We start from the raw sequence: 15553 nt of genomic DNA on the forward strand, positions 1-15553 counted from the left end.
ACCGCCGGTCCCCCGCACCCTGCTCCCGCCACCCCGGATGCCCCCGGTACCACTCCACCGTCGCCGCGAGCCCCTGCGGGAAGGCGTGTACGGGCCGGTAGCCGAGTTCGGTGCGGGAGCGGGTCCAGTCGAGGGCGTAGCGGTGGTCGTGGCCCTTGCGGTCGGGGACGAGGGTGATGCGGTCCTCGGGGGCGCCGCAGGCGGCGAGGAGGCGGAGGGTGAGTTCGCGGTTGGAGAGTTCGGTGCCGCCGCCGAGGTGGTAGACGCGGCCGGGGCGGCCCTTGGTGCGGGCCAGGTCGACGCCGAGGCAGTGGTCGTCCACGTGCAGCCATTCGCGGATCTGGGCGCCCTCGCCGTAGAGGGGGACGGTGCGGCCCGCGAGGAGGCGGCTGACGAAGAGCGGGATGATCTTCTCGGGATACTGGCGGGGGCCGTAGTTGTTGGGGCAGCGGGTGACGCGGACGTCGAGGCCGTGGGTGCGGTGGTGGGCGAGGGCGAGCAGGTCGGCGGCGGCCTTGGAGGCGGCGTAGGGGGAGTTGGGGGCCAGCGGCTGGTCCTCGGTCCAGGCGCCCTCGGCGATCGAGCCGTACACCTCGTCGGTGGAGACCTGGACGAAGACGGCGGTCCCGGCGCGCACGGCGGCGTCCAGCAGGACCTGGGTGCCGAGGACGTTGGTGCGGACGAAGGCGCCCGCGTCCTCGATGGAGCGGTCGACATGGCTCTCGGCGGCGAAGTGCACCAGGTGGTCGTGGCCCGGGAGCAGGCGGCGGACCAAGGCCGCGTCGCCGATGTCGCCCTCGACGAAGGTCAGGCGGGGGTCGCCGAGGAGTCCGGTGAGGTTGTCCCGGCGGCCCGCGTAGGTGAGGGCGTCCAGGACGGTGACCTCCAGGGGGCCGGCGGCCGGGGCGGAGGGGGCGGGTGTGCGGTGCAGGAGGCGGCGTACGTAGGCCGAGCCGATGAAGCCGGCGCCGCCGGTGACGAGGATTCTCACGAGCGGATCCGTACCTCGCTGTGGTCGCCGAGTATCAGGCGGTGGGGTGCCGGGGCGGCCGGGGCGACGGTGGCGTGCCGTCCGATCAGGCAGCCTTCCAGCGGGCCGGTGCCCTCGATACGGGCGCCGTTCAGGACGATGGAGTACGCCAGGGAGGTGTCCGCCAGGACGCAGTCCGGGCCGATGGAGGTGTACGGGCCGAGGCGGCTGTCGCGGACCGCGGTGCCCGCGCCGACGATCAGCGGGCCTTCGAGGCGGGAGCGGACCACGGTGGCCCCGTCCTCCACGACGACCGGGCCGCGCAGCTCGCTGGCGGCGTCCACGCTGCCCTCGACGCGGGGCCGAAGGCTCTCCAGGACCTGGCGGTTGACCTCCAGCATGGCCTCGGCGTCGCCGGTGTCCTTCCAGTAGCCGGTGATACGGGTGGAGCGGACCGTGCGGCCGCGGTCGACGAGCCACTGCAGGGCGTCGGTGATCTCCAACTCGCCGCGGGCGGAGGGCTTCAGGGCGGCGACGGCCTCGTGGACCGCCGGGGTGAAGAGGTAGACGCCGACCAGGGCGAGGTCGCTGCGCGGGCGGGCGGGCTTCTCCTCCAGGGTGACGACCCGTCCCTCGGCGTCGAGTTCGGCGACCCCGAAGGCGGTGGGGTCGGGGACCTCGGTCAACAGCAGGGAGGCGTCGGGGCGTTCGGCGCGGAAGGCGGTGACCAGGTCGCGGATGCCGCCGACCACGAAGTTGTCGCCGAGGTACATCACGAAGTCGTCCTCGCCGAGGTAGTCCCGGGCGACCAGGACCGCGTGCGCGAGGCCGAGCGGGGCCTCCTGCACCAGATAGGTCACCTCGACGCCGAAGCGGGAGCCGTCGCCGACGGCCTCCCGGATCTCCCGGGCCCGCGGGTTGACGATCAGCCCGACCTCGGTGATCCCGGCCTCCGCGATCGCCTCCAGGCCGTAGAAGAGGACCGGTTTGTTGGCGACCGGGACGAGTTGCTTGGCCGAGCTGTGGGTGAGCGGGCGCAGCCGGGTGCCGCTGCCGCCGGCGAGGACCAGGGCCTTCACGGGGCCGGCTCCCGCCGCGGGGCCACGGGCTCGTGCCGTACGGCCGCTTCCCCCGCCGTGCGCTCCGGCTCCCGGTGCCGGGTGCGGGGCTGCCCCGCCAGTTCGCTCTCCAGCCTTCGCAGCAGGGCGAGTTGGGCGGCGGCGTGCTCGGTGAGCAGGGCGTCGAAGCGGGCCGCGTGCTCCGGGGTGGAGAGGAAGACGGGCACCGCGAGGAGGTAGCCGCCGCCGCGGGGGACGATCAGCGGTTCGGGGCCGCGGCCCGACTCGGGCGGGATCTCGCCGGGCTCGGGCACCTCGGGCGTCGCCAGCGGCCGTACGAAATCCGGTGTGGCGCCCAGGCGTTGGATGCGGGCGCGGCTGTCCTGCCGCGCGGCGGCGTCCAGCAGGCGCCGGGTGTCCGGGGCGTCGAGGGCGTCCCGGACCCGGCGGGCCAGGCGGGCGTCGGTGGTGTGCAGCAGGGGCGCGAAGTGGCCGGGGGCCAGGCGGTGGCGGCGGGTGGCGGTGCTCTCGAAGACGGAGACGGTACGGGCGGTCGTGGTCCGGGGGTGGTGGCCCGCCTCGGTCAGGCGGACCAGCAGGTCCCAGTCCTCCAGGCCCGGGGTGACCCGCCAGCCGCCGACCGACTCGGCGAGACCGCGCCGGTGCGCGAACCGGCTGGGCTCGAACAGCGGGTCCAGGTACTGGAGTTCGGGGTGCCAGCACAGGTCCCACCAGCCGCTCTCACGGGTGGTGCGGCCCTCCTCGTCCACGGCCCGGTAGCCGGTGACGGCGAGCGGGGCGCCTTGGTCGAGCAGCTGGTGCAGGGCGTCCAGGTGGTCGGGGCGCCAGCTGTCGTCGTGGTCGAGATAGGCGATCCAGCGGCCTCGGGCGAGGGCGAGTCCCTGCTGCCGGGGGCCGCTCGGGTGGCCGGTGCGCCGGGCGCGGACGACCCGTACCCGGGGGTCGCCGGTGCTCTCCGCCACCCGCACGGTGTCGTCCGTACTGCCGTCGTCGAGGACGAGGAGTTCGAAGTCGGCCAGGCGCTGGGCGAGGACCGAGCGCAGGGTGGGGAGCAGCCGGGCGGAGCGGTTGTAGGTGGGGCACAGGACCGAGAACAGCGGGGCGTCGCCCGCCGGGCGGTCCTCGACTGCCCCTGGGCGGCGGCTCATCGGGCCTCCTCCCAGAGCGGCAGCTCGCAGCCGCCGTGCGCGGCGGAGCGGGCGGTGAGGACGAGTCCGGCGAGGCCGGTGCCGAGATCCAGGGAGAGCTTCAGCGCCTCGTCGCCGAGGGCGATCCGGTGCGGGCCGAGCGGGGCCGTGTACCAGGCGGCCTCCTCCAGGGCGCGCGCCACGGCCTGCTGCGAGGCGGGGGCCCCGGGGGCCGCGGCGAGCAGGAACTGCACCAGTCCGAGGCGGCCGTTGAGCAGTCCGTTGTGCGCGGCGGTGGTGTGCTGCGCGAGGTCGGTGATCCGGCAGAGCGGCTCGGCGAAGCGGTCCTCGCCGCTCAGCCGCACCTCGTCGTGGAGGGCGAGGCCGAGGCCGAGGGCGCCGGAGCCGAGCCCGGTGCCGAAGGCGGGCAGGGCCGCGGCGACCGGGGTGGCGCCGGGGCCGAAGCCGAACCGGGTCACCTCCATGTCCAGGAGTTCCACGGCGAGTCGGGCGTACGCGGGGTCGCCGAGGGCGGTGGCGGCGCGCCGGGCGAAGACGGCGAGGCCCGCGGCCCCGTCGAGGAGCCCGGCGGCGATCTGCTCCCGCTCGGCGGGCAGCGCGGCGCGCAGCCGGGCGGCGAGCCGGTCCGCGCCCGCGAGGTCGCCGGTGGCCAGGAGGTGGGCGCCGAGTCCGCTGATCCCGGAGCCGAGGGAGAGGTCGGGGGCGGACTCGGCGGCATCCAGGGCGCGCCTGCGGCAGTACGCGGCCAGCTCGGGGTCCAGTGCGGCCATGGCGTGCGCGATGCCCGCGAGGCCGCTGTGGAAGCCGACCGGGATCTCCGGCTCGGCGTGCACCCGCCGCCGCAGCCAGTCCAGGTCGGCCGGGTCCACCTCGCCGCCGCAGCGGTGCAGCGCCCACAGGACGCCCGCGGCCCCGTACGCGAGCCCCAGGCCCCCGCCGGGCTGGAGGAACTGCCGTACGTCACCGGGGAAGAGCCGGTCCGCGCGCTCCGGGGAACGCCAGGCCCGCAGGGACTCGGCGAGCCGCTCGACGAGGAGGGCGTCGGCGGCGGGCGGGGCGGGGACCACCACGGCAGCGGCCGGGTCCTCGGGGCGGGCCGCCCTCTCCTCGGGCTGAACTGCACGCTCAGCTACGGGAGTTGCAGCAGCGGCAAGGATCTCGGGATGGGCTGCCCTCTCCTCCGGCTCAACTGCACATTCAGCTACGGGAGTCGCAGCAGCGGCAGTGGTCTCGGGGCGAGCCTCCGCCCCCTCGGCCCCGCCTACCCGCTCAACCACGGAAGCCGAAGCAGCGGCAGAGACCTCGGGACGAGCCTCCACCTCCTCGGCCCCGACTACCCGCTCAGGTACGGAAGTTGAAGCAGCAGCGAAGGCTTCGGAGCGGGCCGTCCTCTCCTCAACCCCAACTGCGCCCTCAGCCCCCGGAGTCGAAGCCGCGCCCGTCTCCGGCGGCGCCAACTGGCCCCGTACTCCCGCGAAATACTCCGCCCCCACCCCGAACCGCTCCCCCGCCACCCGGCACAGGTCCTCCGCGCGGTCGGGGCCGAGGGCCAGGAGGCGGGTCATGGGGAGGAGGAGGCCGATGCGCATGCAGGCCAGGGCGTAGTGGTCGACCGCGCGGCCGAGGTGGCCGTGCGGGGCGCGGTAGCCGAAGACGCCCATGGTCTGGGCGTAGCCGTCCAGGTCGCGGGAGGCGGACTCGAAGTCGATGAGGTGGACGCGGTCCTCCTCGTCCACGATGACGTTGCCGGGGTGCAGGTCGCCGAAGACCCAGCCGCGGGCGTGCATCCGCCTGACGGTGTCGGCGACCTGGTCGACCAGGGCCCGGGCCCACTCGGCGTAGGCGCCGGGGGTCAGCGGGCTGCCGGGGCTGACGAAGGGGTTGCGCTCCAGGGCGAGGTCCATCAGGGAGCGGCCCTCGACGTAGGCGCGGCCGAGGAACTTGTGCTCGACGCCGTCCACGTAGGCGTCGACGGCGGGCACCCCGGGGAGGCCGGCCAGGTCGGTGAGGGCGGCGCGCTCGGTCTCCAGGCGGACGAGGGCGTCCCGGCCGCTCTCGTCGAGGCCGCAGTGCGGGCGGGCCTCCTTGAGCAGCAGGGTGCGCCCGGGGGCCTCGGGGCGGGTGGCGAGGTAGACGCCGCCGCCGTTGGAGAAGTGCAGGGCGCGCGAGACGCGGTACGGGAAGTCGCCGAGGCGGCGCTCGGAGCGGGCCCGCAGGGACTCCTGGAGCACCTCGGGGACGGCCGCCCAGCTCGGCGGGTGGAAGCCGGGGCGGCGCTCGTCGGGGACCAGGTTGCCGTCCGGGTCCTCGATGCACTCGATCCGGCGGCCGCTCTCGTCGGTGCGGTGGCGGGAGACGAAGGCGCCGTAGCGGACATAGAGCGGACCCTCGCGAAAGCGCAGGTCGGAGAGGATGGTCGGGCCCTGGTGGCCGCCGATGAGCGCGTCGAGGGCGTCCAGCGCGGTGGCGAGGGCCTCCTCGGTGGGCGGGTAGAGGGTGAGGAACTTGCCGCTGCCGCCGCGGTCCGCGTACTTGCTGTTGCGCTGGCGCAGCGTCGGCATGCCGGACAGCGCCTTGAAGGGCAGGCGCGCGGCGAAGCAGTGGGCGGAGACCGCGGTGAGGAGTTCCTCGGCGTTGGCGGTGGTGGCGCTGACGTGGATCTTCCAGCCCTGCCAGGGCAGCAGCACGTCCGCCCGGGAGTACATGATCCACTCCGAGCGGATCTCCCGGGCCCAGCCCTCGGGGAGCTCGGCGCGGTGCAGCGGGAAGAGGACGTCGGGGCCCTCGGTGTCGCGCTGCTCGTAGAACGGCGAACCGGGGTGGCAGAACTGGAGATAGGTGAGGTACATGTCCTGGCCCTGTCAGTGGAACGGCGCCGCGAACGGCACCAGGAGGCGCTCGTAGGCCCAGCGCGGGAGCGGCATCGAGCGGGCGTGCAGCCGGGCGCTGCCGCGTCCGGGGGGCAGCGGGTGGTCGAGCCGCAGCGGGTAGCGCTTGCCCCGGATGCGGAGGTTGTCGGCGGTGACCGGGATCAGACCGCCGAGCGGTACGGAGGCCTCGCGGGCGGCGGCGGTGCCGACGGTGCCGGTGCCGAGGGTGCGGCGCAGCATCATCCCGGCCCGCTGCAGCTCGACCCGGTCGCCGGGCCGCACCGGCTGGAGTTCGGCGCCGGAGGGTACGTAGAGGTGGACGGCGCCGTCGCGGGTGACTTCGTAGGAGGCCACCTGGCTGCTGGACAGGCGCAGTTGGGTGCTGCCGAGGGCGAGGGCGGCGAGCAGCACGGCGAGCAGGGCGAGGCGCAGCGGGCGCGGGCGGTTGCCGCGGAAGGACTTCAGGAGTCCGCGGACGGTCTTGACCGCGACCAGGAGCAGCATGCCCGCGACGCAGCTGGAGAGCATCGCGCCGAAGGTGCCGAGCGACATCAGCGCGTCCAGCCACTGCCCGAGTCCGCGCACCACGAGCACCATCGGGGTGAGCAGGCAGCCGAGGCCGAACAGCGGCAGCCAGCCGGGGCCCTTGACCCGGTACGGCTTGGCGGCGAGCAGCGCCACGAAGCCCTCGCGCAGTGAACCGAGCGCGGCGTCCCGGAGGTTGGGGCGGTTGAGGTAGCTCATCAGGGCGATATAGCCGTCGAGCTTGACGAAGGGCACCAGGTTGACGACCGCGGCCGCCGCGTTGACCAGGGAGAACAGCAGCAGGGTGTCCCCGGCGGTGCCGTGCCCGACCAGGCCGGCCGCCGAGGCCGCGGCGCCGCTGACCCCGGCCTGGACGGCGATGCCCGCGAGGGAGACCTTGGCGCGCCGGAGGTGGTTGAGCCGCCAGGAGTCGGAGACGTCGCAGAACATCGCGGGCGAGAAGTAGAAGAGCATGACGCCCATCCGGCCCGGCCTGCCGCCGTAGTGGGCGAGCAGGCAGGCGTGGCCGAACTCGTGGGCGACGGTGGTCACGAAGACCCCGGCGAGGACGGTGCCGAGGGTGCCCATCGACACCGGGCTGCCGAGGACGTGCGCCACCTGCGCGTGCCGGGCCAGGAGCACCGCGGTGCCGAGCGCCGCGAGGGCGGCCACCAGCCAGCCGAGCACCCGGGGCGGGGCGAGCCGCAGCGAGTTGATCCGGCGGGCGGCGGCGTCCCCGGAGCGGACCACGGCCAGCTGGAAGGTGAGCGGCGGCACGTACTTCCAGCGGCGGATCCTGCGGTGCCGCCCGGGCGCGCGGACGGTGGGGGCGAGCAGCTGCGCCCGGTCCAGGGTGGTGACCGCCTGCCGGACGGCGGCCGCGCTCCAGGGCGGGCCGAGGCGGGCGGCGAGGGACTCCGCGTCGCCGGTGCCGTCGAGGGCGCGGGCCAGCCGCGCGAGGTCGGCGCCGATCCGGAAGTACTGGTGCTCGCCGCGCTGCATCACCCAGGGCTCGCCGTCCGCCACCGGCGGGTGCACCCGTACGCCCGTGGTCAGGCGCGGGCGCCGCAGGTGGGCGGTGCCCGGCTCCTGCCGCGGGGGCCCGGGGCGGCGGCGGAGCACCTGGGTGAGGCTCATCCGATGTCCCTGCGCAGCAGCGAGACGCGGGCGGCGGCGGTGAGCGCGGCCACCCAGACCACCGAGACGAGCGCGGCCGCGGCGACCGGCAGCAGGTCCGGCTTGGGGTCGCGGTACAGGCTGCTCAGCGCGATGGTGAAGAGGAACTGCGCGGCCTCGGGCGCGAAGCGCTGCACCGCCGGTTCGATGCCGACCATCAGGACCAGGACGCTGAGCACGGCGAGGGTCTGGTTGCGCACCAGCCAGCCCGTCATCAGGCCCCAGAGCCCGGAGAGCAGGACGCAGGCGGCGACGCCGAGCAGGGTCTTGGTGGACTCGGCGTTCCAGACCAGGTCGGTCTCGGTGGAGCGGGCCGCGAGCGCCCAGTTGGCGAGCGCGCCGCCGACCGCGACCACCGCGAAGAGCGCCGAGGTGGCGAGCGCGGCGAGCAGCTTGGCGAGGAAGACCCGGCCCCGGCCGCCGTAGCTGAGCACGGCGCGGGCGAGGGTGCCGCCGGAGACGTCGCGGGTGACGATCAGGGCGCAGGTGATCGCCGAGAAGAGCAGCATCATCATCCAGCCGCGGATGATGTCGCCGGTGACGGCGCCGGAGGCGAGGGCGGCGGCGTCGTCGCGGCCCTGCGCGTAGTAGCCGTAGCCGGTCAGGGCGCACCACAGGGCGCCGCCGAGCAGCGAGCCGAGGGTGGCCCGGCCGGTGCCGGTCTTCATCAGTTCGGCGCGGAAGTGCTGTGCCGGTCCGCTCATGCCCGTATCCCTCCCACGACCTCGAAGAAGCGGTCCTCCAGGGCGAATCGGCCGCCCGCGGTGAACTCGTGCAGTGAACCGGTGTGCACCAGGCGGCCCTTGTCGAGCAGCAGGACGTCGTCCACGGTGTTCTCCATCTCGGAGAGCTGGTGGCTGGAGACCAGGACGGTCTTGCCGGAGGCGGCCATGTCCTTGATGAAGCGGCGGACCCAGCGGATGCCGTCCGGGTCCAGGCCGTTGGCGGGCTCGTCGAGCATGAGCAGCTCGACGCCCGGGACGAGCAGGGCGGTGGCCAGGCGCAGCCGCTGGCGCTGCCCGGTGGACAGCTTGGCGCAGCGCTGGCGCTCGTGGCCGGTCAGCTCGACCAGGTCGATCACGTCGCGGATGCGGCGCTTGGGCACGCCCAGGGCCGTTGCCCAGAGGGCGAGTTCCCTGCGGACGGTGGCCGCCGGGTAGAAGCCGATGCCGTCCATGGCGACGCCGACCCGCTGGGCGTGGCCGGGTCCCGGGGCGGCACCGAAGATCTCGACGCTGCCGCTGTCCACGGTGGCGGTGCCGAGCAGCGACTTCATCAGCGTGGTCTTGCCGGCGCCGTTGCGGCCGAGCAGTCCGACCACGCGGCCCCGCGGCACGTCGAAGGAGACGTCGCCGAGCACCTGCCGGTCGCCGTAGGACTTCGACAGGCCGCGCACGCTGATGACCGGCGGCCCGGCCGGTGCGGATCCCCGGTCAGCCGTCATGGCGCAACACCTTCACCAGGGCTCCCAGGGAGCCCGCGACGACGAGGACGCCGACCGTCAGCAACGGGTAGACGGCCCAGCCGCTCCACGCGTCCCCGAGCAGGAGTACGGCGATGACGCCGACTGCCGCGACGAGGGCGAGCAGAGCCGGTCCGGCCGCCCGGGGCGTCGCCGTGCCTTGCTCGTTCATGATTCTCCAAGCTGTCGTACGAGGGCCGTGCCGGCTGGGGCACCGCGCGTTGCCCCAGCCGCTACGACCTGATGATCAGGTGGTGACGACCGCGCTGATCGCCGTGTAGGCGGCGGCGCTGGCGCCCGCCACCGAGACCACGGCGGCGGTCGCCTTGAAGCCGGTGGAGACGCCGGTCCAGAAGCCGGGGGCCTCCAGGGTCTCCAGCTCCTGGAGCGCCAGCTCGAGGCCGGACTCCTGGAAGGCCCCTTCGGTGCTCTTCATGTTGTTCTCCTTGCTGTACAAGGCGGACTGTCGGTCAGCGGGCTCAGGTGGCGATCGTGGCGGCGGTCAGCGCGTAGCTGCCGTACGCGGCGGCGCTCGCCGAGACGACGCCGACCGAGATGCCGACGTTCGTCCACAGACCCGGAGCCTCCAGGGTCTCCAGCTCCTGCAGACCCAGCTCCAGGGCGGCGCTCTCGTGCGCGGCCTTGTCCAGTTCGAGGATGTCGTTCATGGTGTTTTCCTCCCCCCGCGGTGAGATGTGATCAGTGCACCCGCGCGGTACGCGGGAGTCGGTGGGCGCAGTACGCGCAAGTCGCCGAGGAGCAGGCGCAGTTCGGCGGCGCCGAGCCCGGCGAGCATCGGCAGTCCGCCGCCCCACATCCGCAGGCAGGAGGCGACGACCGCCTCGGTGTCGGCGGGGGCGGGCGCGGGCGCCGGGGTGACGCCGAGCAGCGCGAGCCAGGCGGCGAAGCCCTCGGCGGGGTCGGCGGGCAGCGGGGCGGGCGCGGTGGGCGAGGCCGCGAGGACCGCGCCGCGCAGGGCGGCCCAGGTCCGGGCGACGCGGTCGGCCCCGGCCGCGTCCCGGGCGGCGAGGTGGCGCCAGTAGCCGGGGACCAGGTTGGCGAGGGCGGTCATCTTCCGCAGGCCGAGGCGGTGCGCGAGGTTGTTGGCCAGGAACCAGACCTTCACCGTGAACGGCAGCCGGTCCTGGAGGAGTTGGGCCTCCTGGGTGGCCACGCTCAGCTCGGCGAGCGCGGTGCGCTCGGCCGCCGTGGCCGCCCCGGTGGCGCCGATGCCGGTCAGCAGGGCGGCGGCCTCGGCGCCGAGCCCGAGCGCCGCCTCGTCGGCCGCCGTCCAGGGCCCGGTGCTCCCGGCGACCGGGCCGACGCCGCGCAGGATCAGCTCCAGGGCGCCCTCGACCAGCAGGTGCCCGGGCAGGCCCTCGGTGCAGCGGGCGTCGAGCAGCGCCGCCTCGGGTTGCAGGGCGAGACTGGTGAAGGCACGTTTCTGCTCTTGGTGTACGTAGCTGACGATGCCGCTGACCTCGGCGGCGGTGCCCAGCGTGGTGGGGACGGCGGCCAGCGGCACCGGGCGCGGGCGGTCCGGGCCGAGCACCCAGCCGCTGCGCTGCGGCGCCGCGAGGATCCGGGCCACCAGCGGATCGGCCACCGCGAGGGCGAGCTTGGCGGTGTCGAGCAGCGAGCCGCCGCCGACGGCCACCACCAGGCGGCCGCCGGTGAGCCGCGGCGCCAGCGCCCGCGCGTCGTCCAGCGAACAGGCGCCCGGCACCGGCACCACCCGCACCGGCGCCCCGCTCTGTGCGAGCAGCCGGTGGCAGGCGGCCAGGCCCGGGTTGCCGTCCAGGGCCGCGTCGTGCACGAGGAGCACGGGTCCGGTGCCGCCTGCCGCGAGCCGCGGCAGCGCGTCGAGTCCCCGGTGCACCCGGCACCTGTTGACGAGGGTCATGCCGCCGCTGCCCCGCTGTGCGCGTCCAGCCCGGCGCGAACGGCGGCGAGCAGCTCCCCGACCTCGGCGGCGCTGTAGGTGAGCGCCGGGATCAGCTGGATGCCGTGCGGTCCGCCGTGCACCGCGGCGCCCGCCCGCCGGATGTGCCGGATCAGCGCGGGCACCTGCCGCGGGTCGAGGGGGGCGCCGGGCTCGCGCGGGTCGGCGAGCTCGACGGCGCGGAAGCAGCCCCGGCCGCGGAAGCCCCGTACCCGGGCGTCGGTGCGCTGCCAGTCGGCGAGCGCGGTGTCCAGGGCGGCGGCGACCGCGCGCCCCGACTCCACCGCCTTCAGCCGCTCGAACTCGGCGAGGGTGGCGCTCACCGCGGCGGCGGTGACCGCGGTGCCGCCCTGGGTCTCGCCGTGCAGGAGCAGCGCCCCGGTGGACGAGAAGCGGTCCGCGACACGGGAGTTGACCAGCAGCGCGGAGGCCGCCATGGTGCCGTTGGTCAGGCCCTTGGAGGCGAGCACCACGTCCGGCGGGCGGCCCCAGGTGCCGGAGGCGAACATCTCGCCGGTGCGGCCGAAGCCGGTGGCGACCTCGTCGGCGACGAGCAGGGCGCCGCTCTCCTCGGCGAGGGCGCCGAGCCGGGCCAGGAAGGACGCGGAGAGTTCGACGGCGCCGTTGCCGAGCACCGGCTCCACCACCACCGCGGCGATCTGGCGGCCGAGGGCGGCGAAGAGCTTGTCGAGGGCGGCCTCGTCGTTGGCGGGCAGATGGCGCACCAGGCGGGTGTCCACCCCGTAGGCGCGCTGGCCGAGGTCCTCGCCGGTGAGGGCGTGCGCCCCGAAGGTCAGCCCGTGGTAGCCGTCCTTCAGGCCGACCACCAGCTTGCGGCCGCCCTCGCCGCCGAGTTCGTGGTACTGCCGGGCCAGCTTCATCACCAGGTCGTTGGCGCTGCCGCCGGAGACCGAGAAGACCACCCGGGCGAAGTCGTGCGGGTGCGCGGCGAGCAGTTCACCGGCGGCCTTCCGGGCGGGCCCGTTCTCGTAGCGGAAGACGCCCGCGTACGAGTGGGTGCGCAGCGCCTGTGCGACCGCCCGGGCGATCGCCTCGTTGCCGTAGCCGAGGTTGGCGTTCCACAGTCCGCTGGTGCCGCAGAGCACCTCGTTGCCGTCGGCGTAGCGGACCCGGTGGCCCTCGGCGCCGACCACGCAGATGCTGTCGTCGTCCGCCTCGGCGAGCGGCATCATCATCGGCCACAGGCTGCCGGTCATCGTGCTCCCTCCTTCCGTGCGCGGACCAGCGCGGCGGCGTAGCGCTCGCCGGGCAGGGTGGCGGTGTGCTCGACGGTGAACCCGGCGGCGGTGAGGTCCGCGGTGAGTTCGGCGAGCGGGACGACCCGGATGTACGAGTGACAGACGGTGCGCGGCACCCCGGGCCCGCCGTCGGGGCCGAGCACCACGGTGTAGCGCCCGGCGCGGTCGGGGGCGACGAGATCGTGCACCTGGTAGGAGCTGCCGGAGGCGCCCCGCACCTGGAGCGCCCGCTCGGCCAGGTCGCCCGCGTCCGCGCTGATCTGAGCGGTCGTCAGGACGAAGATGCCGCCGGGGGCGAGGTTCTGCCAGGTGCGCCGCAGCATCGCCTGCCGCCGCGCGCGGCCGAGCAGTGAGACCGAGGTGGTGCCGAGCACGGCGGCGCCGACCGGCTCGGGTGCCGCGTAGGTGGTGATGTCGCCCCGCACGGCGGTGCACCGGGCGGCCGCGGCGGCGGGCAGCAGGGCCAGGCGCTCGCGCAGCAGGGCGAGCATGGACTCGGACAGGTCCACGGCGAGCAGTTCGCGGCGCAGGCCGAGCAGCGGGAAGGTCAACCGGCCGGAGCCCGCGGCGAGTTCGAGGACGGTGCCGGTGGAGGCCCGCACCTCGCGCAGGATGTCCCGCACCTCGGAGGTGTCCCCCAGGGTGAAGTCGTGGTAGATCTCCGCCCCGCGCGGCTCGTACATGTCGCAGACCAGGGTGTCGGCGGGCAGCGCGGCCACCGCCCGGGCGGCGGCACTGCCGGCGAGCTGGGCGGGCAGCGCCTCGGCGGGGGCGCTCATACGGCGGCCCCGGCGGGGGCGGATCCGCGGTCCAGGAAGCTGCGGGCCTGCGCCCAGGCCGTGCCGTCCTCGGCCTCCTCGGGCCGCACCAGGGCGCGTTCGAGGGTCAGCGCGGCCTCGGCGCCCGCCTGGAAGGTCCGCCCGCCGTCCGGCTCGTAGACGAAGAACTCCGCACCGGAGCGCAGCAGTACGGGCGCTCCCGGCAGCGCCAGGTCCGGGGCCTCGGGGCCGGTGTCCAGGTGGCTGTTGAAGCGCAGTCCGAAGCCGGAGACCTCGGCGCCCTCGTGGCCGCGGGCGCGCAGCGACTGGAGCGCCTGCACCGCCGCGTGGAAGCGGCCGAGCCAGGGGCGCCCGGCCACCTCGCGCCGCAGCTCGGCGGCGACCGGCAGCTGCTCGGGGCCCAAGGCGCCGGTCTCCCCGGCGTGCCCGAGTGGCGTGCCCAGGGCGCCGGTTCGGGCCTCCCCCGCCCGGTCCAGGTAGAGCCGGAGGCCGGGGCCGTCCAGGGGCGCGGCGCCGCCGAGGGTGCGCACCTCCGCGAGCTGCACCGCCGGGTTGGTGAGCACCTCGGGCCAACTGCCCTCGTTCAGCGCGGAGTCGGCGTCCGCGAGGAAGGCCTCGGCGTCCTCGTCCTCGGTGATCCGCAGCGCGGTCGGGCCCAGCAGGGCGAGGAAGCCCGCGATGCTGTACGCCTGCACCTGGAGGAAGAAGTCCTCCCCGAACTGCGCCTCGGCGCCCGCCTCCACGAGGGAACCCCGGTAGGGCACCACGGCGGCGGCACCCGGCGCCTCGGCCCCCGGCGGCGCGAACACCAGGCTCCCGGCGCCCACCAGGCCCTCGCCCAGGGCCCGGTGGAGCGCGGCCGCGTCCTCGGCGACCACGGTGGCCGCACCCTGCCCGCCGGGACGCAGCCCGAAGGCGCGGCCCGTGACCCAGGACATCAGATGCTGCTTATAGGGGTTCATCAGGCGCTCGCCTTCTCGAAGTGCCGCAGGATCGCGGCGAGTTCGCGTACGGCGACCTCCGGGCCGTACACCGCGGAGACGCCGGTGACGTTGAGGACCACCTCGTCGGCTCCGGCGTCCCGGTAGGCGAGGAGCTTCTCGGTCAGCTCCTCCTCGCCGCCGTAGAGGAAGCCGTCGTGGGCGACCAGCTCCCGGGCGTCGAGCGCCGGGTCGCCGGTGATCTCCAGGCCGCCGGCGCGCAGCATGCTCTGGTAGTGCGGCAGCGAGAGGTGCGGCTTGTTGCTGGCGAGCGCGAGCCGCACCGGGTCGCGGTCCCCGGCGGCCAGCGCCACCGGGACGATCGCCACGACCCGGGGCGCGGGGCGCTCGGCCCGGGCCGCGCCCTCCGCGAGCGCGGGGGCCAGCGTCCCGGCGAGGTAGGGCGCCGGGGTCAGCCAGGTGATCGCCGCGTCGGCGACCTCCCCGGCGACCTTCGCGGCGCCCTTGCGCAGCACCCCGAGGCCGACCTCCACCGGCGGCGAGGGGTAGGGCTGGAGCTGCCCGTGCACCTCGAAGTGGTCCCCCGAGAAGTCGAGCACCTCGCCGTCCAGCAGCCTGCGTACGGCACCGAGGTACTCGCGGCAGGCGCCCAGCTGGCTGGCGTACTCCCTGCCGAGCACCGAGCGCTGGAGTTGCAGCGCCCCCGGCCCGAACCCGGCGACGACCGGCTGCCCGGTGGTCAGCGCGAGGGACCGGGCCTGCACGGCGGCGTCGTAGGGGTGCCGGAAGGGCATCAGGGAGACGCCGAAGCCGACCGGGAAGCGGAAGCCCGCGCCCGCGAGGTAGCTGTAGACATGGTGACCCTCGGTGAGCAGTCCCTGCCCCTGCCACAGCCGGGCGGCGGAGGACCAGGACACCAACCCGGCGAAGGGCAGCGCCTGTTCGGGCCGTTTCGGAACGAACGGCAGCATCACCGAAGTCTTCATGAACCCGATTTCCTGGAGCAGGCCCGAAAGGGCTCGACGGACACCAATTCCCTTTGCACAGAAGGCTGTTGAAGCATGCGGAGCACAACAGCACCCACGGAGAAACAGCGCGGAAAGGCAGCACCGGAAAAGGCAGCTCCCCGGCATGCCGAAGGAACTCCCCTCAGGGAAACCACCACAGAGAAAACCACCGCGGCAAAGGGCGGCACGGAGAGGGCGCAGCGTCAGCGGTCCACCGGGGAGACCGGTATTCCCGAACACCGGGGAAAGCCCCCGGCGGACGGCCGAACCGCCCTGCGGTCCACCCTCAACTCCCGTACCCCACAGCGGACTTGGCACCGCGAGGACCCGGCATCAGCCGTGGTCCGCCCGGTGGGCCGGCCCACTGGCCCCACCTTGCGGCACTAGGCCCAGGT

At 75.0% G+C, this 15553-nt stretch carries 14 protein-coding genes and 1 pseudogene; all 15 read right to left on the reverse strand.

The window, feature by feature from the left end; genetic code table 11:
• Positions 1–22: 22 nt before the first annotated feature.
• Positions 23–991: pseudogene (gene rfbB / locus HFV08_RS31415) on the reverse strand (dTDP-glucose 4,6-dehydratase); the annotation flags it as partial.
• A complete protein-coding gene (locus tag HFV08_RS06170; protein ID WP_168536658.1) occupies positions 988–2049 on the reverse strand; it encodes a glucose-1-phosphate thymidylyltransferase in 1062 nt (353 codons plus the stop codon). The pseudogene rfbB and the gene HFV08_RS06170, both read right to left, overlap by 4 nt.
• Entirely contained in the window at positions 2046–3197 is a 1152-nt protein-coding gene (locus tag HFV08_RS06175) for a glycosyltransferase family 2 protein (RefSeq protein ID WP_168536660.1), read from the reverse strand. Before HFV08_RS06175 ends, HFV08_RS06170 begins: the two co-directional genes overlap by 4 nt.
• On the reverse strand, positions 3194–6046 hold the full coding sequence (locus tag HFV08_RS06180; protein ID WP_168536662.1) for a class III lanthionine synthetase LanKC N-terminal domain-containing protein: 2853 nt from the start codon (positions 6044–6046) through the stop codon (positions 3194–3196). Before HFV08_RS06180 ends, HFV08_RS06175 begins: the two co-directional genes overlap by 4 nt.
• Before the next feature lie 12 nt (positions 6047–6058).
• The gene (gene mpaP / locus HFV08_RS06185; protein WP_168536664.1) at positions 6059–7729 is read right to left on the reverse strand and encodes a daptide biosynthesis intramembrane metalloprotease; all 1671 of its coding nucleotides are present in this window, start codon (positions 7727–7729) and stop codon (positions 6059–6061) included.
• Positions 7726–8472 (reverse strand): ABC transporter permease, encoded by a 747-nt coding sequence (locus tag HFV08_RS06190; protein WP_168536666.1) that lies wholly within the window; start codon positions 8470–8472, stop codon positions 7726–7728. The genes mpaP and HFV08_RS06190 overlap by 4 nt, the downstream gene beginning before the upstream one ends.
• On the reverse strand, positions 8469–9212 hold the full coding sequence (locus HFV08_RS06195) for an ABC transporter ATP-binding protein (protein ID WP_168536672.1): 744 nt from the start codon (positions 9210–9212) through the stop codon (positions 8469–8471). Before HFV08_RS06195 ends, HFV08_RS06190 begins: the two co-directional genes overlap by 4 nt.
• Complete coding sequence (locus HFV08_RS06200) at positions 9202–9402, reverse strand: hypothetical protein (protein ID WP_168536674.1); 201 nt, start codon at positions 9400–9402, stop codon at positions 9202–9204. The genes HFV08_RS06195 and HFV08_RS06200 overlap by 11 nt, the downstream gene beginning before the upstream one ends.
• Positions 9403–9477: 75 nt before the next feature.
• Positions 9478–9666, reverse strand: a complete 189-nt coding sequence (locus HFV08_RS06205) for a hypothetical protein (RefSeq protein WP_040251808.1) — start codon at positions 9664–9666, stop codon at positions 9478–9480.
• 43 nt (positions 9667–9709) lie between these two features.
• Entirely contained in the window at positions 9710–9898 is a 189-nt protein-coding gene (locus HFV08_RS06210) for a daptide-type RiPP (protein ID WP_040251805.1), read from the reverse strand.
• Positions 9895–11133, reverse strand: coding sequence for a daptide-type RiPP biosynthesis dehydogenase (mpaC, locus tag HFV08_RS06215; RefSeq protein WP_168536676.1), 1239 nt, complete (start codon positions 11131–11133; stop codon positions 9895–9897). Before mpaC ends, HFV08_RS06210 begins: the two co-directional genes overlap by 4 nt.
• Positions 11130–12389 carry a daptide-type RiPP biosynthesis aminotransferase gene (mpaD, locus tag HFV08_RS06220; protein ID WP_168536677.1) on the reverse strand — a complete coding sequence of 420 codons (1260 nt, stop codon included), beginning with the start codon at positions 12387–12389 and terminating at the stop codon, positions 11130–11132. Before mpaD ends, mpaC begins: the two co-directional genes overlap by 4 nt.
• Positions 12386–13210, reverse strand: a complete 825-nt coding sequence (gene mpaM / locus HFV08_RS06225; protein ID WP_168536678.1) for a daptide-type RiPP biosynthesis methyltransferase — start codon at positions 13208–13210, stop codon at positions 12386–12388. Before mpaM ends, mpaD begins: the two co-directional genes overlap by 4 nt.
• Positions 13207–14172: a daptide biosynthesis RiPP recognition protein gene (gene mpaB, locus HFV08_RS06230; RefSeq protein WP_168536679.1), complete on the reverse strand. Its 966-nt coding sequence runs from the start codon at positions 14170–14172 to the stop codon at positions 13207–13209. Before mpaB ends, mpaM begins: the two co-directional genes overlap by 4 nt.
• Positions 14172–15137: an LLM class flavin-dependent oxidoreductase gene (locus HFV08_RS06235; RefSeq protein WP_210429931.1), complete on the reverse strand. Its 966-nt coding sequence runs from the start codon at positions 15135–15137 to the stop codon at positions 14172–14174. The genes mpaB and HFV08_RS06235 overlap by 1 nt, the downstream gene beginning before the upstream one ends.
• Positions 15138–15553 lie beyond the last annotated feature (416 nt).

It is taken from the genome of Streptomyces physcomitrii, assembly GCF_012273655.1.
Classification (GTDB): domain Bacteria; phylum Actinomycetota; class Actinomycetes; order Streptomycetales; family Streptomycetaceae; genus Streptomyces; species Streptomyces physcomitrii.

Excerpts from the sequence above, each read along its gene's own strand:
- HFV08_RS06175 (WP_168536660.1), bottom strand. The coding sequence starts at position 3,197 with ATGAGCCGCCGCCCAGGGGCAGTCGAGGACCGCCCGGCGGGCGACGCC.
- HFV08_RS06180 (WP_168536662.1), bottom strand. The coding sequence starts at position 6,046 with ATGTACCTCACCTATCTCCAGTTCTGCCACCCCGGTTCGCCGTTCTAC.
- mpaP (WP_168536664.1), bottom strand. The coding sequence starts at position 7,729 with ATGAGCCTCACCCAGGTGCTCCGCCGCCGCCCCGGGCCCCCGCGGCAG.
- HFV08_RS06190 (WP_168536666.1), bottom strand. The coding sequence starts at position 8,472 with ATGAGCGGACCGGCACAGCACTTCCGCGCCGAACTGATGAAGACCGGC.
- HFV08_RS06195 (WP_168536672.1), bottom strand. The coding sequence starts at position 9,212 with ATGACGGCTGACCGGGGATCCGCACCGGCCGGGCCGCCGGTCATCAGC.
- HFV08_RS06200 (WP_168536674.1), bottom strand. The coding sequence starts at position 9,402 with ATGAACGAGCAAGGCACGGCGACGCCCCGGGCGGCCGGACCGGCTCTG.
- HFV08_RS06205 (WP_040251808.1), bottom strand. The coding sequence starts at position 9,666 with ATGAAGAGCACCGAAGGGGCCTTCCAGGAGTCCGGCCTCGAGCTGGCG.
- HFV08_RS06210 (WP_040251805.1), bottom strand. The coding sequence starts at position 9,898 with ATGAACGACATCCTCGAACTGGACAAGGCCGCGCACGAGAGCGCCGCC.
- mpaC (WP_168536676.1), bottom strand. The coding sequence starts at position 11,133 with ATGACCCTCGTCAACAGGTGCCGGGTGCACCGGGGACTCGACGCGCTG.
- mpaD (WP_168536677.1), bottom strand. The coding sequence starts at position 12,389 with ATGACCGGCAGCCTGTGGCCGATGATGATGCCGCTCGCCGAGGCGGAC.
- mpaM (WP_168536678.1), bottom strand. The coding sequence starts at position 13,210 with ATGAGCGCCCCCGCCGAGGCGCTGCCCGCCCAGCTCGCCGGCAGTGCC.
- mpaB (WP_168536679.1), bottom strand. The coding sequence starts at position 14,172 with ATGAACCCCTATAAGCAGCATCTGATGTCCTGGGTCACGGGCCGCGCC.
- HFV08_RS06235 (WP_210429931.1), bottom strand. The coding sequence starts at position 15,137 with ATGAAGACTTCGGTGATGCTGCCGTTCGTTCCGAAACGGCCCGAACAG.